This window comes from Halalkalicoccus paucihalophilus, assembly GCF_001593955.1.
GTDB classification, from domain to species: Archaea; Halobacteriota; Halobacteria; order Halobacteriales; family Halalkalicoccaceae; genus Halalkalicoccus; species Halalkalicoccus paucihalophilus.
The window spans coordinates 269,939-286,897 of sequence record NZ_LTAZ01000013.1 but is presented as its reverse complement, the minus strand read 5'-3'; the positions used below and the strand labels follow the sequence as shown (position 1 = coordinate 286,897).

Below are 16,959 nucleotides of genomic sequence, written 5' to 3'. Positions count from 1 at the left end.
CCGTTGTAGTACTACTCAACGAACTATATTTACAAAATCTGTTAAGCAGCAACTGGTAGTAACCAATGAACTTCGCTGCAGAATGATCGACTGGGCGCCAAGCAGGAGAACTCTGGTAGACGAACTGTACCATCTCTAGTAGCTGTTCCCCTCCGGTCCCTCAGTCCTCACTCGTGCTCTTATCCAGGAAAGCATGAGTCGCTCTCTGACACTCCTTGGACCTAGCTATCTGTGCAAATGCACCTGCAATTGTATGTCGATCACCAGAACTCTGCTCTCCGGAGTTGGCGTGCTGCTTAGCCAACTGCGTTGAACGTTTGGGAGACTTAGCGATGGTATCGACGTATTCTATTACCGATTCTTCTAATGCTGAACGAGGGACCACGCGATTGATGAGCCCCCAGTCGGCGGCTGTTTCTGCGTTAATCGGTTCTCCCGTTAGTATCAGCTCCATACCGCGCTTTTTCCCACCGATCGTCTGTAATCGCTCGGCAGCGAACGGAGGATACGCTCCGATGCGTGTTTCGGGCAACGCAAACGCTGCGTCTTCGACTGCAACAGCGAGATCAGCCGCTGCGACCATCTCACACCCTCCACCATAGGCAAGTCCGTTAACTGCCGCGATCACCGGAATCGATAGCTCTTCGATGCCGAACAAGACGTCGTACAGCCGATCAGCAAGCTTGGTCACATCCTCTGGGCTATCCATCGATGCTAACGTCTCGATATCGTCCCCTGCACAGAAGACACGGTCTGTTCCTGTGATCACTGCGACACGCGCTTCATCAGCTGCTCGCTCGAGTTCCGTGGAGAGATCAGCCCATCCCTCTAGATGTAGCGCATTCATCTTCTCCGGGCGCTTTAGGCGGATCCATACCGCATCACCACGAACGCTACGTTCTATCATACGTTGACAAACTCATTACCCGTAATAAATACACACCTCTGCTTTGAGACGCGGTTTCTCAAAGGTCTCTCAAAGCAGATCTGAATGCAGTTGAGACGGGATCAACATGCACACCTGAAGTCTCAGGCACCCGTATGATATGGATTGGTTGCTATGCTAGTCAGCAGTCGGGGTTGGTGCTGGTGAACTACCCCACGCAACGTTGCCAATCGCTAATGCGAGTGCTGCTGCACTGAGACCCACGAAGACAGCTGGGAATCCGAGTGGAGCTTCTAGGAGGTCCCACCCCATTCCGAGAACTGCTCCTGCAATGATTGAGAGGACAATGGCCTCTCCAGGGATATCACGTTTATAGAGTGCGAGATAAACCGGGAGGAGAAACGCGCTTGTTAGCAGTACCGCCCGCCATGCATACAGTTCAAGAATTGTCCCCGGTGGATCAACTGCGATAGCGGTTGCTGTGATTCCGAAAAAGATGGTCGATACCCGAGAAATATTCATCAGCCGTTGATCACTGGCATTTGGATCGAAGTAATCGTAGATATCCCGTGCGGTAGTAATCCCACACGAATGCAGTCGAGTGTCGGTTGTCGACAGAATTCCACTCAAGATCGCGAGAATGATGAATATTCCAACGGTCGTCGGGAGGTACTCGGTGATGAGTACCGGGAATGCCAGATCAACGTTCTCGACATTCAAACCTGCGTTATATAGCGCGACTGTAGTCGCACCACCGAGGAGGATCAACAGCGCATACATTATCGAGAGAATAACGCCGGCCGCAGCAATGTGGATCTTCGCCGTTTTGACGCTATCCGTCGCACTGATCCGAACGATGTTGTTCTGCTCGGTAAATACCGTTCCAAAGAACGCTATAATCCCGGCGATAGCACCGATAACGGTATAGACCCCATCACCTAACGGGGCGACGAGTCCAGGATTAATAGCTGCAAATTGGGCGTTCGTCGCAGCGATCCCTCCAATATCTAGAATCATATATGCAAGGGCGAGCGTAATCATAACGACCATCAAGGTCCCCTGCAGGAGATCGGTCCACGCGACACTAACCAGCCCACCAAGAACGGTATAAATGATGAAGACACCCCCGATCACCCAAATCATGTACTCGTAGGGTACTCCCGTAATGGTTGTCACCAACAGCCCCGCTCCGGTAAGCTGCATAATGAGGTAAATCCATGCGTTCGCAAGCAGGACGACCCCTGCAATTGGCCGCGCTCGCTGGGAGCCAGTTACCTCCGCGATTATATCCGGTAAGGTGAATTTATCGATATTTCTGACTTTATCAATAACGAAATACAGACAGCCGATACCGAGCATGAGTCCAAAGATCACGCCGGTCATAATTGAGTAACCGTCTGCATAGACGGCCCCAATGAACCCAATAACACTCACCGAACTCACGAAGTTAGCAACGAACGACCACGTAGCAAGCGTCGGCCCGAGGTCTTTACCGTAGACCCAAAAATCATCTACTGTGTTCGTCTTCAGATAGGCCCAACCACCGATGAGAAGGATGATCGTGAGGTAAATAACAAAGGTTGCCAGGTAAAATGGGTTAACCTCACTCATTTTCTACTGGTCTTCCCGCTGCGGTTTGATCGGTTAGGGGCTCTTCGATCGGACGGCCGAGTATGATGTGGACGATCACATAATGGATCGCCCCGATGCTGCCTGCCAGGATCGTTGCCACGAAGACTAAAAACATCTCCAGTGGCATGCCAAGTACTGTCATATCACGTTACCCCATGCACTATGGTATACTATAAAATTACCGATTTATAGAAAATTATCCAGTATTCAAACACACACTTCCATCTTATTCAACTATCACCAAATAATATAGTCTGTAAGGGTAGTCACACCTTATATAGAACAAAGGAGTATATCGTCTGTTCTTAGAGCTACCTGTAATTGAATTTGAATCGGTGACTAACTCAACAGTTCTTCGACAGACCGACAGAGAATTTCATATCCGTTTGCGACTGCTTGCGTGCTGATTCGTTCGTTATAGGTGTGCGCTTGTGAGAGATCCCCCGGCCCCCACGTGATTGCCTCGGTGTTTACGTCGTTGATGAAATTTCGAACGTCAGTTGATGCTTTGACACCAAATGGGTCACTTGAGACGCCAGCAACGGATTCTGAATGCTTTCGAAACACAGTCGCTAAGTCACTATCCGTCTCAATAGCTGCCGATTCGTATGTTCGTGTGCGTTCCCATTCTGTTTGGACATTGTATTCCTCCTCAACTCCAGATAGCAACTCGGCAATCTCTTGATCGACCTCTTCGACAGACTCTGCGGGTATCATTCGTCGATCAATCGTTATTGTTGCTCGCTCAGGAACGACGTTTTCCTTGGTTCCGGCCTCAAACTTCGTAATAGTTGCATATGCGTTCCCAACGAGTTCATCAGTTCGCTCCCGAACATCGGTATCGTACTCTGTGAGCGCTGTGAGAACGGGGCGTGCATCTTGAATCGCATTTCGGCCTTGATCAGGGCGACTGGCGTGAGATGGTTCCCCTTCTACAGTAATTTCGTACCAGACTAATCCCTTCTCGCTTGTCGCTGCACGCATTCCAGTTGGTTCTAAAACGACACCATAGTCTCCATCATACCCGTTCTCTAGCAACGTCTTCGTTCCTGGTTCCGCCGTTTCCTCACCGATTACTGCCTGCATGATAACCGATCCAGACAGTTCTCCCGAGTCAATCTGTTCGGCGACCCAAGCAGTTGTGAGCATTCCAATAGCGACACCAGCTTTCATATCCGTACTTCCGCGTCCGTAGAGATACTCTCCATCGACGGTTGCAGCATATGGATCATAGGACCACTGTTCACGATCCCCAGCAGGAACGACATCGATGTGACCGTTGAGAACGACTGTTGGGCTTCCGTCGCCAACCCTTGCTACAGCTTGTGGGCGATCTGCATACGGTTCCTCAACAAGTCGTGTCTCGATGTCTCGATCGGAGAACCAGTCAACAATATACTCGGCACACGCTTGCTCGTTGCCCGGTGGATTTTCGCTTTCGCGTTGTACTAATTCACTAACCACTGAGATACACTCGTCTTCTATGTTGTTCGATACCATGGCTGAAGACAACATAGACGATGTATATTAGTCCTTGGGTTGGTAGCCAACCAGTTATGAAAATTTTCCATATATAGCGGTATCTATTGATCAACATTCTTCTCACACTACTCCTAGTAGTATGCCTTACTGACCAGCATAGAACTATCTGTACCGCTGGGAGCTAATTAAGTTGAAATAATACGATTATGACTATTCAATTCCATCAAGATCATATTTATGCTCCACTCGATTAATGGAGATTTTTTATCGAAATAGCAATACGGGAGGACAAAAATCAAGAGGGAGGGACACCGATGATGTACGACCGTGACAATCTCTCTCAACAAGAATCGACTTGTCGAAACGATGAAAGAACAAGCCGAAATAGGTGGTACTACTGATGGCGGACTTCATCGGCTCGCTCTCTCCGATGCCGACAAAACCGTCCGAGATTGGTTCCGTGAACAGATGGCTAACGCCGATCTAGATGTCCGGATTGATACGATGGGTAATATGTTCGGTCGGCGGAGCGGGACGGATCCACAGGCACCACCTGTACTCGTCGGTTCTCACCTCGATTCACAGCCCAACGGCGGCATCTACGACGGGCCGCTTGGTGTGATCACTGCACTTGAACTCATCCGAACGCTCAACGATCGCGAAATCGAAACCGCACATCCTATCGAGATCGTTAACTGGACGAACGAAGAGGGGTCTCGATTCCAACCTGCGATGCAAGCAAGCGGTGTCTGGGCAGGAGCCCATGATCTCGAGACTGAATACGCGAAAAGCGATGCAGATGGCATCTCATTCGAGGAAGAACTCAATCGAATTGGCTACAACGGTGATACACCTGCAGCCCCGCAGGAAGCGTACGAAGCCTATCTTGAGCTCCATATTGAACAGGGACCGACTCTAGAGAATGTCGACGCTGACGTCGGTGTCGTCACGGGTGTCGTCGGATTCACCTGGGGCGAACTTTCGTTTCACGGTGCAGCAGATCACTCTGGTCCGACACCAATGGACCACCGAAACGATGCGCTCGTAGCGGCTGCAGATGTCATCACTCAAATTCGCCGAATTCCCGGGACACTCGGTGATCGAACCGTTGGAACTGTTGGCCACGTGGACGTCTCACCCAACTCGGTCAACATTATCCCTGGAGACGTCACGATCACGTGGGGATTCCGTGATCCAAGCGACGAGGTCGTCCAGGAAGCATACGACCGCGTGTTGGAAGAAGCAGACTGGGCAGCGAGTCGAGAAGGGGTTGAATTGGATTATACTGAAACGATGCGTGCTCCAAGCGTCAAGTTCGCCGATCGCTGCATCAAGGCTGTCCAGTCGGCTGCTGACGAATTAGAGTACGAAAGCCACCAATTGCTATCCGGAGCAGGCCACGATGCGACGCATCTAGATTCGGTTTGTGATACAGGGATGGTTTTTGCAGTAAGCGAGAACGGAAAGAGCCATTCCCCGGCGGAATACACGAGTTGGGACGACTGCTATCGTGCCGCTAACACGCTTGGAAACGCCGCATACAAACTCGCTACGAGTGATTGATCGCTCTCAATCCCTGAGGGCAGGATAACTCTCTTGCCATGGCCGTTTCCGTTCAAAGGCTGCACTGGCCGCGAGCACGTCGTCATCTGCGTGCCGGTGACCAGCGATCTGTAGTCCAATGGGGAGGCCGGTATCCGTCTGCCCTGCTGGAATGGAGGCTACTGGATGGCCAGACAGGTTGAACGGCTGTGTGAGTAACCAGCCGCGCAGCGGTTCGATTTCTGTCCCCTGAATCGTTGTTGGATGGTCGCCATGATCAAACGGCGGAACGGCTGTCGTCGGTGTGAGAAGAATATCATAGCTACCGAATAGATCAATGAGACCATCATAGACTCGCGTTCGCGTGACGTCTGCTTGCGTATACTCACGGGTCGTTACAGTGTCTGATTCGAGGATAATTTCAACAGTATCTGCATACAGTCTCTCGCGGTCCGCGCCGCGTGGATCGAACCCATGTACCTCTTCGAGATCATCGAACAGGGACTCCCAGTGGACTTTTATGAACGTGTAATACGCATCGAGCAATTCGTCCTGCGTACAGCCAAGGTCCGGATCGACTCGATCAACCGTCGCACCGGCCCGCTCGAATACAGGTACGGCCTCGTCTATTACGTCACGAACGGCAGGGTCGATCGGGTAGATTCCGAGATCCGGACTGTACGCTATCCGTAGATCATCAATCGGTTGATTGACCGCATCCAGATATGAGGTCCCATCAACCGGGAGACTGAACGGGTCTTTTGGATGCGGGCCCGCCATGACATCGAGCATGAGTGCGGCATCTTCTACTGTCCGTGCCAATGGCCCAAGATGGGAGTACGGTGTATGATCGGCGAATGCATTCGGGCGGTTCGCTCGTGGAACCCGACCGAAGGAGGGCTTGAAACCATAGACCCCACAGAACGCAGCAGGAGTACGGATCGAACCACCCGTATCCGAACCCTGTGCAAGCGGAACGAGATGGTCTGCGAGTGCGGCACCAGCGCCACCCGACGAGCCACCCGATACTTTTTCGAGTGCAAAGGGCGTACTCGTCGGCCCTACAACGCGATTATCCGTCGTACAGCCTAATCCGAACTCCGGCGTGTTAGTTTTGCCGACGACGATCGCACCAGCGTCCTTAAGCCGACTTACAAACAGGTCATCCGATTCGGCAGTGTAGTCTGAGAACAGTTCCGAACCGAACGTCGTCCGGATACCTGCGACATCGTTGAGATCTTTGACCGCAACTGGTACGCCATGGAGTGGTCCTAAACGTGCCCCATTTTCGACTGCACGCTCGGCTTCTTTGGCAGCGTCGCGAGCAAGCGAGTCGGTAATCGTAATGAATGCGTTCGTTTGTTCATTGCGGGATTCGATACGGTTGAGTAGCGCATCAACCGCTGTAACCGGGGATACGGTTCCGTCTCGTATTCGACGAGCAAGGCTCGCAGCCGATAGTTTGTGGATTGCTGGCATACTGTACGACCACAGGGCTACATCAAAAGCCTGTCTCTACAACTCATTCGATAACCGGTAACCATTCATCATTGTCCACCTATATGGCTGATATGCAGAGCACGAATCAAGATTCGATCGAATTAGACGAAACTGATTTAGCGATCCTTGAGCGTGTTGAACAAAATAGCGATGTAAATTTAGAAGAGTTATCGGATACACTTGATCTTTCGAAATCTGCGATCCACTACCGACTGAAGAAGCTCAAGGAGTCGAACGTCATTACGGCAATCTCGGCCGATGTCGACCCGATTGCTCTCGGCTTGAACCTCCTTATCATCACTGAAGTCTCCGTTGTTCACGAATCGGGGTACGCCGTCGATATCGGTGAGGCATTGAGCGAAATCGATGGTGTCTATCAAGTGTTCTATACGATGGGTGATACGGACTTCATCGTTCACTCACGGGTGCAAAACCGTTCTCAAATGAACGATCTGATCGATGCCATCGTCGGCATCGACGGCGTCAACGAAACGTCTTCGACATTCGTTATGCGAGAGATCAAAACAGGGAACCAGACTATCGCCAATATGTCTGATGAAATGCTTGAGACCGTTTTGGACGACGAGTAATCCGAACCGAAGACGATAGCGCTAAACTATTATTGACCTATTGGCTCGGGGTTCTAGCTCTCCATTGCGTCGTCAGAAACCACCAGCGCCTCGTCAAGTACTCCGACTGCTTCGTCGATATCCTGCTTCGTAATCGGTAGAGGTGGGGCGATAATGAGGGTATTGATCATGTTTGCAACGTACACCCCGTTATCAGCGGCTGCGCTACTCACATCGTCGACGACAGTGCTCCCCTTGGAGATCTTGTCTTTTCGCTGACCGAAGGGAACTCGGCCATCGGCGTCCTTGGTGAGTTCGATTCCTCGGAACAGTCCGACACCCCGTGTCTCACCAACACTTGGATGGTCATCCGCGAGTTCCGAGAGCTGTTTCCCGAGATACTCTCCAACCTCGCTTGCATGCTCGATGAGGTTTTCTTCCTGGTAGGTCTCGACTGCCGCCAAGCCCGCTGCACACGCGACAGGATGACCGGCATAGGTGTGACCGTGACAGAACATATTATCCTCGAAGTGCTCAGCAATCTCCTCGGTAACGATGGTCGCGCCGAGTGGGACGTACGCCCCGCTCAGTCCCTTCGCCATCGTCATGATGTCGGGCGTGACGCCGAAGACGTCCGACCCAAACCACTCGCCGGTTCGTCCGAATCCGGCCATGACTTCGTCACAGATCAGCAGGGCGTCGTGGTCGTGAGCGATCTCCTTGAGTCGAGGGAGGTACTCCTCCGGGGGAACGAGGATTCCGTTCGATCCGACGATTGGCTCGACGAGCACCGCGGCAACCGTATCGCCCTCGAGCATCAGCATCTCGTCGATATACTCGAGACTTTCCATTGGATCGAGGGTAGAACCGTATGCGTACGGATCCGGGGCCTTAATCACTCCGGGGATGCCGGGTTCGGCCATCAGACGGCGTGGGTCTCCAGTAACGCTGATCGAGCCGTACGTCGCGCCGTGGTACGATCGGTAGCGCGAAATGATTTTCTGCTTGCCAGTGTACATTCGGGCGATCTTGATCGCGGCTTCAACGGCCTCCGTGCCGCTTGTCGAGAAGAACGTCTTCGAAAGATTTCCTGGTGTGACCTCCGCGAGCTTCTGGCCGAGTCGTGCGCGTGGCTCCGTCGTGTACCCTGGCGCGAAGTACGCACCTTCGTTGACTTGTTCCGTAACAGCATCCGCTACCTTGTCCGCTGAGTGGCCCAGATTCGAGCACATCAACTGTCCCGAAAAGTCCAGAAATTCGTTCCCGTCTGCGTCGGTGAATCGAACTCCGTCTCCAGCGACAACCTGCGTTGGGGATACTTCGGACTGGTATGCCCATGTTCCGAAGACGTGCTGTTTGTCGATCTGTTCGATGTCGAGTGGAGCGTCTTGTTCCGACTGATTGCTAGCCATTACCACTCTCGTGCACGGACTGTTGATTCATTAATCTTCACATTAGACTCGTATCGGCGGAACAAAAAACGAAGATAGAGGTAGATATTGAATCTGCTTCATCAGAAAAAGTCTACAGTAGAATAGAGGACATCTTATTCCGAACTTTTATTCTACTGCTTGTGGTAGCGAGTATCATATGCGCACAACAATAGAATTTCGACCACAGAGAACCATTCCGGTGAAAGCGATATGAGTCGTGATCTACCTGCCTGTTACGGGGGCGAGATCCTCCACGTTAAACTCGAGACTGGGACTGTCGAGCGAGAACAGATCGATCCGGCTGACGCCCACCGCTTTCTGGGCGGGAACGGACTCGCCGCAAAACTCGTTTACGACCACGTTCCGACCGACTCGGATCCGTTCGACGCCGAAAACGTCCTCGTGTTCGCCGTCGGCCCGATGACTGCCACGCCATTTCAGTCAACCAGCCGCGGTGTCGCAGGGTTCATTAGCCCTATGACCAACGGCTTTTTCGACAGCACATTCGGCGGGACATTCCCACAAGCGCAGAAGACGACCGGCTTCGACCTCATCGCATTACACGGCAAAGCTGACGACCTCTCATACGTCCACGTCAATGAGAACGGCGCAGAATGCAAGGACGCAACTGATCTCCAAGGCAAGGACACCTACGAGACGTGTGAGGCGATCCGTGAGCGCGAAGGAGACGGGTATTCGACGCATGTCATTGCCGCCGGGCCCGCAGGTGAGAACCAAGCGCGCTATGCGTGTCTCGTCCACCAAGGCCGTGACCGTGAGGGGGTTGCTGGTCGCGGTGGTGGCGGGGCAGTGCTGGGTTCGAAGAACGTCAAGGCTGTCGCGATCCGAGAGGGGTCGTTCGAACCCGAAGCCGCCGCTGAATCCGAATTCCGTGACCTTACGACTGGGCAGATGGGGCGGATCATGGAGGAAACCGAGATGCTCCAGACCTACGGGACATCGGGACTCGTTAACCCGATCAACGAGATGGGGAAACTCGGCCGGCGAAATAATCAGACCGAACAAACGACGGACGAAAACGCGGAGGCGGTCAGTGGCGAGACGCTCAAAGCTGAGTACATCACCGAGGACACGACCTGTGCGAACTGTGCCGTTCGCTGTGGGAAGCATGTCAGTGTCGAAAGCGAGGGACTGACTGAGGCGAAGATTCCCGAGTTCGAGAGCCTGTTCGGGACGACGACCATGCAGGACGTCTACGATATCCAGCGCGTCATCAAGGCAAACGACCTCTGTGACCGGCTGGGGATGGACACGATCAGTTGGGGCGTCACGGTTGCGTTCGCCCGCGAGTGTTACGAAAAAGGCCTGCTCACCGATGAGGACTCGCCGCATCTCGAGTTCGGTGACGCCAAGGGCCTCGTCGAACTCGCAAAGCAGACGGCTCATCGTGAAGAATTCGGCGACGTACTGGCGGAAGGGTCATTCCGAGTTGCAGAGCAACTCGACGACGAGGCCCACAAGTACCTGCACGGACGGATGGGTCTCGAGTTCGCCGCCCACTCGCCACGCGGGCTGAAAGGCATGAGTATCGGGTACGCAACGTCTACTCGTGGCGGCTCACATCACGATACCCGTCCCACGCGCCAATACCAAGGGATTCATGACGAGACGACCGACGGAACTGCGGAATTTGCCGCCCGGTCACAGCATTACACTGCGCTCGGGGATTCACTAACACAGTGTCGATTCGTGAGCGAGGCGGGCTGGGGCAATCAGCTCAACGAGAAGTATCGCGATGCGATCAACCTCGCGCTTGGATGGGAGCTCTCGCTGGAGGAGGTCGAGGAGATCGGTGAGCGGATCTACAACCTCGAACGACTGATCAACGTCGAACGTGGTGTCGCGGATCGCGAGTCGGATACCCTGCCGTATCGAGTGATGCATGAGCCGATTCCTGATGGTCCGAGCGAAGGGATGTATTGTCCGCCGGAGGAGCTCGACTCGATGCTTGAGGAGTACTACGCGTTCCGCGGGTGGGATGAGAACGGAGCGCCGACGACCTCAACGCTTTCGCGATTAGATCTGGCATTCGGAAACTCCTGAGAACCACAGGTGAACTACGACCGCTCTCGGCTTAGATCCCGTCAAACGTATTTATGTTCTGAGGAGGTTTGTTTAAGAAGGCGAACTACGCGAACTGTCGATGCGACGAGTACGAGACGATCGATGCGAAGTACGGACTCGTCTTCGACGATATCGAAGGAGGCTACTCCTGTAGTGCTGCCAAGGTATCGAGATAGCCACCTCGCCCGTAGTACTTTTTCGCATACTCGTCTGGAATTACAGCAGTCTTCAGAAGCGAGTTTCTGACCTGATTGCTGTTGTAGCTCTGATTGTTGCCCTTTACGAGGGCAGCTGCCCCCGCCACTTGAGGTGCAGCCATCGAGGTCCCTGCAAACCAGTCATATCCGTACTCAGCACCGAGATACGTACCATCCTCAGCGAACTGTGGATACGCGACCGTATTTACGACGTCATCATGCTTGAACTCACCACCTTTTCCACCCGGTGCAGCGATGTCGATCGCACCAACACCATGTGTCGTATAAGTCGCCGGTGAGTGGGGCGGTTCCTCATACTCGCCAGTATCAGGATCGAATCCATGTGGACCCGTCGCACTGGTTGTGATTCCACCAGCAGTTTGGGACGAATCCGTCTCGTCTCGGTTAAATTGGAGGCTCTCACCCCAGTTGCCACTCGCATGCGTATGGAGAGTGCCTTGTCGTCGTGCATAGTTCCCGACGCGCTGATGGACTTTACCCCAGAATGTACCCCAGCCCTCTTCGCGCATGTTCCACGTCCAACCGAGGCTAAGATTCACAGCGTCACAGCCGATCTCGGCAGCGTAAACGAGAGCCGCAATAACCGACCCCATCCATGTCTCACCCCAGTACTCAGGAGGAAGTTCCTCCCGGCCCCGACTGTTGAGTGTTGCATCGAAAACACGCAGATCAATGAGGTCAGTCCCGGGGGCGGAACCGATAACACCACCTTCCGTTTGGTCATTGGCGGCAACGATACCTGCAACGTGTGTGCCGTGTGCTCCCCCGTAGGGTTCGCCGATCCCATATTCGTCGGTAGCAAAGCTTTTCGAGAGCTCGAGGTCGACTTGTCCATCGAGATCAGGATGCCCAGCCGCAATACCGGAATCGATGATCGCGACTCGCGTCCCTTCTCCCCTGGTGATATCATGAGCCTCGGGAATTCCTTGGTCCTGCTTATCCCACTGATATCGGTACAGGTCATCGCCTTCCTCAGGGTAGTCGATCGTCTCCTGACGTACCGGTTGGTATGGGTCGCGTGCCATACGCATATCCGGTGTAAACTCGGCTCGCGAACCGCTAAGCTGCTCTTCGGTTGCCTGCACCACGAGAAGGTTAACGGGACTCAGATCATGGATGATCTCGACATCATCCTCATTCCGAAGGCTCTTGCTATCAACGATAAACCGTTGGGTCGACTCACCCGCCGCAAGCGACGATCCCAGTGTGAGAGCACTGAGCGATACACCTGCTGATTTCAGTACGTGTCGACGGTGAAGATGTGACTGTGTCATCGTGATTGGATCCCCTCTCCGTACAATGGGGTATCAAAGTACGTCTCAACGCTGTAATCCGCCAGTTCGGGATCGTCGGCGAGTGCGTCGAACGATTCGAGGAACCCGACTTTCGTGAGTTCCATCTGTCGACCAAGGCCTTTCTGACCGAGATCGTCGGTCTGATAGGCGACTTCGTAGAGCATTCCTGCGACGCTATCGCCATCGTTGGCGATATTAGGACTCAAGCTGTCAAGGTACGACCCCCATAGTGGGTAGTAGCCATATCGGGTGATACTGTCGAAGATACTGTTACCCCGCTGAGCCAGTGCGTCAATCACTAGCGAGTTCAGCTTGATCGAGCGTGTACTCGTTTCATAATCAAGGAATGGGTTGACAGCCTCTGTGACGGGCTCATGAGTTGCGGGATAGAACGGTGAACGCTCGAGGTAATCCTCGCCGTAGGCTGCCATCACGCTCATGAGAGTCTGTTTGGCAGGTTTGTTCTCATCACCAGTGTCTGGATAGAGGTTCCCGCCCTTGTGATGATGCGTAATCGCGTAATCGGGATCAGCGTCGATAAACGATTCTGTGACGGCCCTAACTTCAGGCGCTAACCGCAGGCCACTCCCGAAGAGCGTATATCCCTCATACGGCATATCCAGATATTGCTCATCGGACCACCACTCCTCTTTGTCGTCCGTTCGCGGGTTGAACTCTGACGGTGGTCGGATATTGAAATCACGGTTCATGTCGTAGCCTGGATCGCCACCGGGAGAGGTAGAATAATAATATGGCCGATATTCCGACTCTCCCTCCGCCCAGGATTGAGTATTCTGACGACGACCAACCCACTCGGCATCGCCATCACCGTCGAAGTCATAATGGTACATCGCACCATCGGGATTGACCCGTGGAATGATGGTGAACGAAAGGTTATCGAGGATGTGATTGGCCTGCCGTGAGTTGCTCATACCGAGGCTCTTGATTACTTTGAGCGCTACCTCAGTTCCAATCGCCTCGTCTCCGTGGATCTGTGTAATAAGATGGACCTTTGTATCGCCGTTACCAACCTGGACTTCCCAGATTGGATCATTGCGTCCAGCCGAGCGGCCGATCTCTTCCAGGGAGACACGGTCACTTTTCCGATCTATGGTTTCCAGTTCTTTCGTGAGTTCTTCGTTCGTATGGAACGCATTCAGATTGATCGATTTTGAACTGCCGAGCTTTGGCCCACCTGGTCGATATTTGTCTCGGTCTGGTTGGGCGCTTGCCATCCCAACGGTCGCCAGCCCGAACGATGCTGCTGTTGTCTTCAGGAATAGTCTTCGTTTCATCGCTGGTGGTATTTTCTAGGGGGTCGTTGATTCTCTTCTTGAATACTGTACATCTATTAAAGGTGTTAATTCCATCTTATTATAGATAACTGTAGTTATATGATAGTTTTATTTTCTTTTATTGGTATTGTAACTTTGTAGTTATGATAGCAGTGGTCTCATTAGCTCGATTTCGTTTTAGTTCGATCACGGCGAACTGCCCTGTTTCACAGAAGACACAGCGCGGATGCCTCGAGGCTTGTTGGATAGAATATAAACTCTCGGCTATAGACCAAATTCAACTCATCGTCGAAGCACTCAAACGCCGTTATCAACGCGGTATTCGGCCCACGACTACACAATCTCGACACGCAGACATCGCGAATTAGCTAATTGCAGGCGCTAAGCCCCCTTCCTTGACGAGTGCCGAAGGCGCGAGTAGGAGGGGATACAGCGTTCACGACGCGAAGCGTCTCGTTAGCCACTCAGAACGCCGAGCGTTTTGATGACGCCGAAGGCGTTCAGAGCGGGGTAGTTGACGACGTCATTCCGATATCGTTTCGCGGCGAAGAGCCGGAAGTTCGGCGTTCAGTCCGTTTTCTGAGGGGTTGCGTTGCGAAATTCGGTTGCAACGGTCTCCATCTTTTCGAACCTCGTCCCGGACTTCGATTGTACGTGTTGAACGAACGCTTCAAGTCGCATCAGTCGATGCGATTGACCGATTACCTGCGGATGCAACGTCAACACGAACACACCATCCTCAACATTGTCGTACATCCAGTCGAATTGGTCGTACCACTTCTGAAAGATCGTGTCTTCCGAGACGTATCCCATCCGGTGCGGTCGGGACCATGTATACGTAAACGGAGGGAAATCATCACGTTCCCACGACACTGGTAGTTCGACGATGTCCGTTGGTTCACCACGCTGATACGGGCCGTCTTCGGGGGCTGCCCACCCTCCATAGAGATAATGCGGTCGAAAATCTGCTGCCATGACACTCGAATCCCACTCGAAACCCAGCTCTTGGAGGATATCAAGCGTATGTTCGGAGAAATCCCAGGCCGGTGACGCGTACCCACTCGGTTTCACGCCAGTGAGGTCGCGAATGGACTCGATACCTCGTTCGATGTCCCGTTTTTCTGCATCCTTGCTCTCGTACGTTGAGGGCCCCCTATGTGTCCATCCGTGGTGCTGAACGCCGTGTCCTTGGGCGTAGACCTCCTCACAGACCTCTGGGAAGCTTTCGATTGTGTGACCTGGGATGCACCATGTTGATGGAACTGTGTACTGATCGAAGAGTTCGAGTAGACGGGGAGCCCCGACGTCCGCACCGTAGACCCCACGAGAGTGTCTTGTTGGCATGTTCCATGAATCGTACGACCACAGCCACGTTGATACCGCATCGAAGTGAATCGAGAGACACACGGTCGCTGTTGTCATACCAGCTTTTACGACGCCACCAACGATAGAGGTGACGGTAGTCTGATGGGTTTTTCTCCACCGCTCACTCCCCTCACGACGATTCCCCAGTGGTAGAGTAGTCCACCTCTCGAGTTTGGTCCTTTTTATTATCTCCAATTCTCGCTCGATGAAGGCGACAATAAGAAAGATATTTGACTAGGTTGAATATCAGTAGTCTCACAGAGATCTCTGTTCTCGCTGGTTCGATCACTATTAGAGAGATAATTCACTGAGTGGGCTAAAATTCTCGTCTAATACCGACAGATTATGGTGTGAGATAAACGTTAACATTTAACATGATTGAACTCTAACCGTTCTAAGAAGATCAATGAGTAAAGAACCAAATCCGAAAAGCACGATTACAGGCGAGGAACCGGCCTTAGATGAGGCAGGGCTCCTCATTACATTTCGCGTTATTGCCATCGCGATGGGTGGGGGACTCTTGGGGATGCTATTGATGCTCCCTCTTCTCGGAGGCGTACCGATAGTCTTCAACATATTCCAAACCGAATCTATTATTGAATTCGCACAGTTCGGAGGATATCTAGGGTTTGAACCGTCGTTGGCAGTCGGTATCGTGCTGTTCGTCGTTGGTGGAGCCACTATTTTACCAGTACTCTTTCTCATCGCAGGGGCGTTCCTGCCCCCCGAGGAACCGCGCTACCTTCGAGGGATGACGTTTGCATCCATCACGTGGGTCGGGTTTCTTTTCGCATTCTGGCCCACTGGGGGTCTTCTGACTGTTGGGCTCTTTATTATCATTTCGCTTGTTTCCCACTGGATTTATGGAATCACCCTTGGCTACGTGCTCCATCGAACAGTCGGAATTCCTCAACACAGTGTATAGACCCACCTTTTTACCTAGTCGCCGCCAAGGGTTGGTTGACATCTCATTGTGGGGGACTGCCACATCCTAAAGGGCGTGGTAGCTTACTCGGTTTCTAACCTCTTGGACTCTATCCGGTACCAGCGTACCCAAAGCATCTTTGACATCCTCTCGCCGCTAAAGGGGCGAGATTCCTCCGTTGGGGTTCAGCTACCGACCCACGGAGGCAACGTGCGGGTTCTCACGCTATTCATTGAGACAAGCGCATGATGACGCTGACCATGAACGATTGTCCCACTTGAACCGCGAAGACCGTGCCATCAGCCCGTCTCCGCCGCTTGTTTCGCGTTGTAAGAACGTCTCTGACGCCGTGAGGTCCGCGTGCCCCTCGACCGCAGGGCCACGTCAACGTATCCTCGTGGCGCACAGTCGGCTCTCACGCCCCACAGTCGGGACACTCCTGCGAGGTCCACGCTTCCGACCGCGCTTCGAGGACGGTACCATGTTCCTCGCAAACGCAGGCGAGACGGTTGATGAACGCCCGGAACGCCCAGAAGTTGTGCGTTTTCGCGTTCGCCCGAACCGATCAATTCGATTCGAGAACGTCAGTTAAATCCCCGACCTACACTGTCGAAACACCGTCGTCGTAGAGGCGTTCTACGAGGTCGCGGGCAACGGCGTTCATAGCGTGGTCCCGTCGGCGCGTCCGTTGTCGGTTGATATCAATTCCACGGTTTATGAGAAGCCCGATAT

At 53.0% G+C, this 16,959-nt stretch carries 12 protein-coding genes and 1 pseudogene; 4 read left to right on the top strand and 9 right to left on the bottom strand.

Annotated elements, in window-relative coordinates; genetic code table 11:
* Window positions 1-160 precede the first annotated feature (160 nt).
* The 3 genes from HAPAU_RS16645 to HAPAU_RS16635 all read right to left on the bottom strand — a co-directional run bounded on the left by HAPAU_RS16645 (window position 161) and on the right by HAPAU_RS16635 (window position 4,018).
* The gene (locus tag HAPAU_RS16645; protein ID WP_066385034.1) at window positions 161-907 is read right to left on the bottom strand and encodes an enoyl-CoA hydratase/isomerase family protein; all 747 of its coding nucleotides are present in this window, start codon (window positions 905-907) and stop codon (window positions 161-163) included.
* Between the two features lie 156 nt (window positions 908-1,063).
* Window positions 1,064-2,497, bottom strand: a complete 1,434-nt coding sequence (locus HAPAU_RS16640) for a sodium:solute symporter family protein (RefSeq protein WP_066385033.1) — start codon at window positions 2,495-2,497, stop codon at window positions 1,064-1,066.
* 360 nt (window positions 2,498-2,857) lie between these two features.
* Window positions 2,858-4,018, bottom strand: a complete 1,161-nt coding sequence (locus tag HAPAU_RS16635) for a M20 family metallopeptidase (protein ID WP_211263612.1) — start codon at window positions 4,016-4,018, stop codon at window positions 2,858-2,860.
* A 309-nt stretch (window positions 4,019-4,327) separates the two neighbouring features.
* Between HAPAU_RS16635 and HAPAU_RS16630 the strand changes: the two genes are divergently transcribed.
* Complete coding sequence (locus tag HAPAU_RS16630) at window positions 4,328-5,563, top strand: Zn-dependent hydrolase (protein WP_066385032.1); 1,236 nt, start codon at window positions 4,328-4,330, stop codon at window positions 5,561-5,563.
* A gap of 6 nt (window positions 5,564-5,569) precedes the next feature.
* Here the strand turns inward: HAPAU_RS16630 and HAPAU_RS20260 are convergent, their stop codons facing one another.
* Window positions 5,570-7,021: an amidase gene (locus tag HAPAU_RS20260; protein ID WP_084383840.1), complete on the bottom strand. Its 1,452-nt coding sequence runs from the start codon at window positions 7,019-7,021 to the stop codon at window positions 5,570-5,572.
* Window positions 7,022-7,113: 92 nt separating this feature from the next.
* On the opposite strand from HAPAU_RS20260, the gene HAPAU_RS16620 reads away from it, so the two are divergent.
* Entirely contained in the window at window positions 7,114-7,632 is a 519-nt protein-coding gene (locus HAPAU_RS16620; RefSeq protein ID WP_066385211.1) for an Lrp/AsnC family transcriptional regulator, read from the top strand.
* A gap of 53 nt (window positions 7,633-7,685) precedes the next feature.
* Here HAPAU_RS16620 and HAPAU_RS16615 read toward each other — a convergent pair whose 3' ends face one another.
* Complete coding sequence (locus HAPAU_RS16615) at window positions 7,686-9,023, bottom strand: aminotransferase family protein (RefSeq protein ID WP_066385029.1); 1,338 nt, start codon at window positions 9,021-9,023, stop codon at window positions 7,686-7,688.
* Between the two features lie 231 nt (window positions 9,024-9,254).
* On the opposite strand from HAPAU_RS16615, the gene HAPAU_RS16610 reads away from it, so the two are divergent.
* Window positions 9,255-11,108 (top strand): aldehyde ferredoxin oxidoreductase family protein, encoded by a 1,854-nt coding sequence (locus HAPAU_RS16610; protein WP_066385028.1) that lies wholly within the window; start codon window positions 9,255-9,257, stop codon window positions 11,106-11,108.
* Between the two features lie 163 nt (window positions 11,109-11,271).
* Here the strand turns inward: HAPAU_RS16610 and HAPAU_RS16605 are convergent, their stop codons facing one another.
* The 3 genes from HAPAU_RS16605 to HAPAU_RS16595 all read right to left on the bottom strand — a co-directional run bounded on the left by HAPAU_RS16605 (window position 11,272) and on the right by HAPAU_RS16595 (window position 15,359).
* Window positions 11,272-12,621 (bottom strand): S8 family peptidase, encoded by a 1,350-nt coding sequence (locus HAPAU_RS16605; RefSeq protein ID WP_066385026.1) that lies wholly within the window; start codon window positions 12,619-12,621, stop codon window positions 11,272-11,274.
* Window positions 12,618-13,937, bottom strand: a complete 1,320-nt coding sequence (locus tag HAPAU_RS16600) for a M14 family zinc carboxypeptidase (RefSeq protein WP_066385025.1) — start codon at window positions 13,935-13,937, stop codon at window positions 12,618-12,620. The genes HAPAU_RS16605 and HAPAU_RS16600 overlap by 4 nt, the downstream gene beginning before the upstream one ends.
* 567 nt (window positions 13,938-14,504) lie before the next feature.
* Complete coding sequence (locus tag HAPAU_RS16595; RefSeq protein ID WP_245634195.1) at window positions 14,505-15,359, bottom strand: polysaccharide deacetylase family protein; 855 nt, start codon at window positions 15,357-15,359, stop codon at window positions 14,505-14,507.
* 349 nt (window positions 15,360-15,708) lie between these two features.
* On the opposite strand from HAPAU_RS16595, the gene HAPAU_RS16590 reads away from it, so the two are divergent.
* The gene (locus HAPAU_RS16590; RefSeq protein ID WP_066385023.1) at window positions 15,709-16,227 is read left to right on the top strand and encodes a DUF6789 family protein; all 519 of its coding nucleotides are present in this window, start codon (window positions 15,709-15,711) and stop codon (window positions 16,225-16,227) included.
* Between the two features lie 225 nt (window positions 16,228-16,452).
* On the opposite strand, the pseudogene HAPAU_RS21185 reads toward HAPAU_RS16590, so the two are convergent.
* Window positions 16,453-16,921, bottom strand: a pseudogene (locus tag HAPAU_RS21185) (zinc ribbon domain-containing protein); the annotation flags it as partial.
* Between the last annotated feature and the right edge of the window lie 38 nt (window positions 16,922-16,959).

Bases quoted from the DNA above. Each gene is read 5' to 3' on its own strand.
- HAPAU_RS16645 (WP_066385034.1), bottom strand. From the start codon at position 907: ATGATAGAACGTAGCGTTCGTGGTGATGCGGTATGGATCCGCCTAAAG.
- HAPAU_RS16640 (WP_066385033.1), bottom strand. From the start codon at position 2,497: ATGAGTGAGGTTAACCCATTTTACCTGGCAACCTTTGTTATTTACCTC.
- HAPAU_RS16635 (WP_211263612.1), bottom strand. From the start codon at position 4,018: ATGGTATCGAACAACATAGAAGACGAGTGTATCTCAGTGGTTAGTGAA.
- HAPAU_RS20260 (WP_084383840.1), bottom strand. From the start codon at position 7,021: ATGCCAGCAATCCACAAACTATCGGCTGCGAGCCTTGCTCGTCGAATA.
- HAPAU_RS16620 (WP_066385211.1), top strand. From the start codon at position 7,114: ATGCAGAGCACGAATCAAGATTCGATCGAATTAGACGAAACTGATTTA.
- HAPAU_RS16615 (WP_066385029.1), bottom strand. From the start codon at position 9,023: ATGGCTAGCAATCAGTCGGAACAAGACGCTCCACTCGACATCGAACAG.
- HAPAU_RS16610 (WP_066385028.1), top strand. From the start codon at position 9,255: ATGAGTCGTGATCTACCTGCCTGTTACGGGGGCGAGATCCTCCACGTT.
- HAPAU_RS16605 (WP_066385026.1), bottom strand. From the start codon at position 12,621: ATGACACAGTCACATCTTCACCGTCGACACGTACTGAAATCAGCAGGT.
- HAPAU_RS16600 (WP_066385025.1), bottom strand. From the start codon at position 13,937: ATGAAACGAAGACTATTCCTGAAGACAACAGCAGCATCGTTCGGGCTG.
- HAPAU_RS16595 (WP_245634195.1), bottom strand. From the start codon at position 15,359: ATGACAACAGCGACCGTGTGTCTCTCGATTCACTTCGATGCGGTATCA.
- HAPAU_RS16590 (WP_066385023.1), top strand. From the start codon at position 15,709: ATGAGTAAAGAACCAAATCCGAAAAGCACGATTACAGGCGAGGAACCG.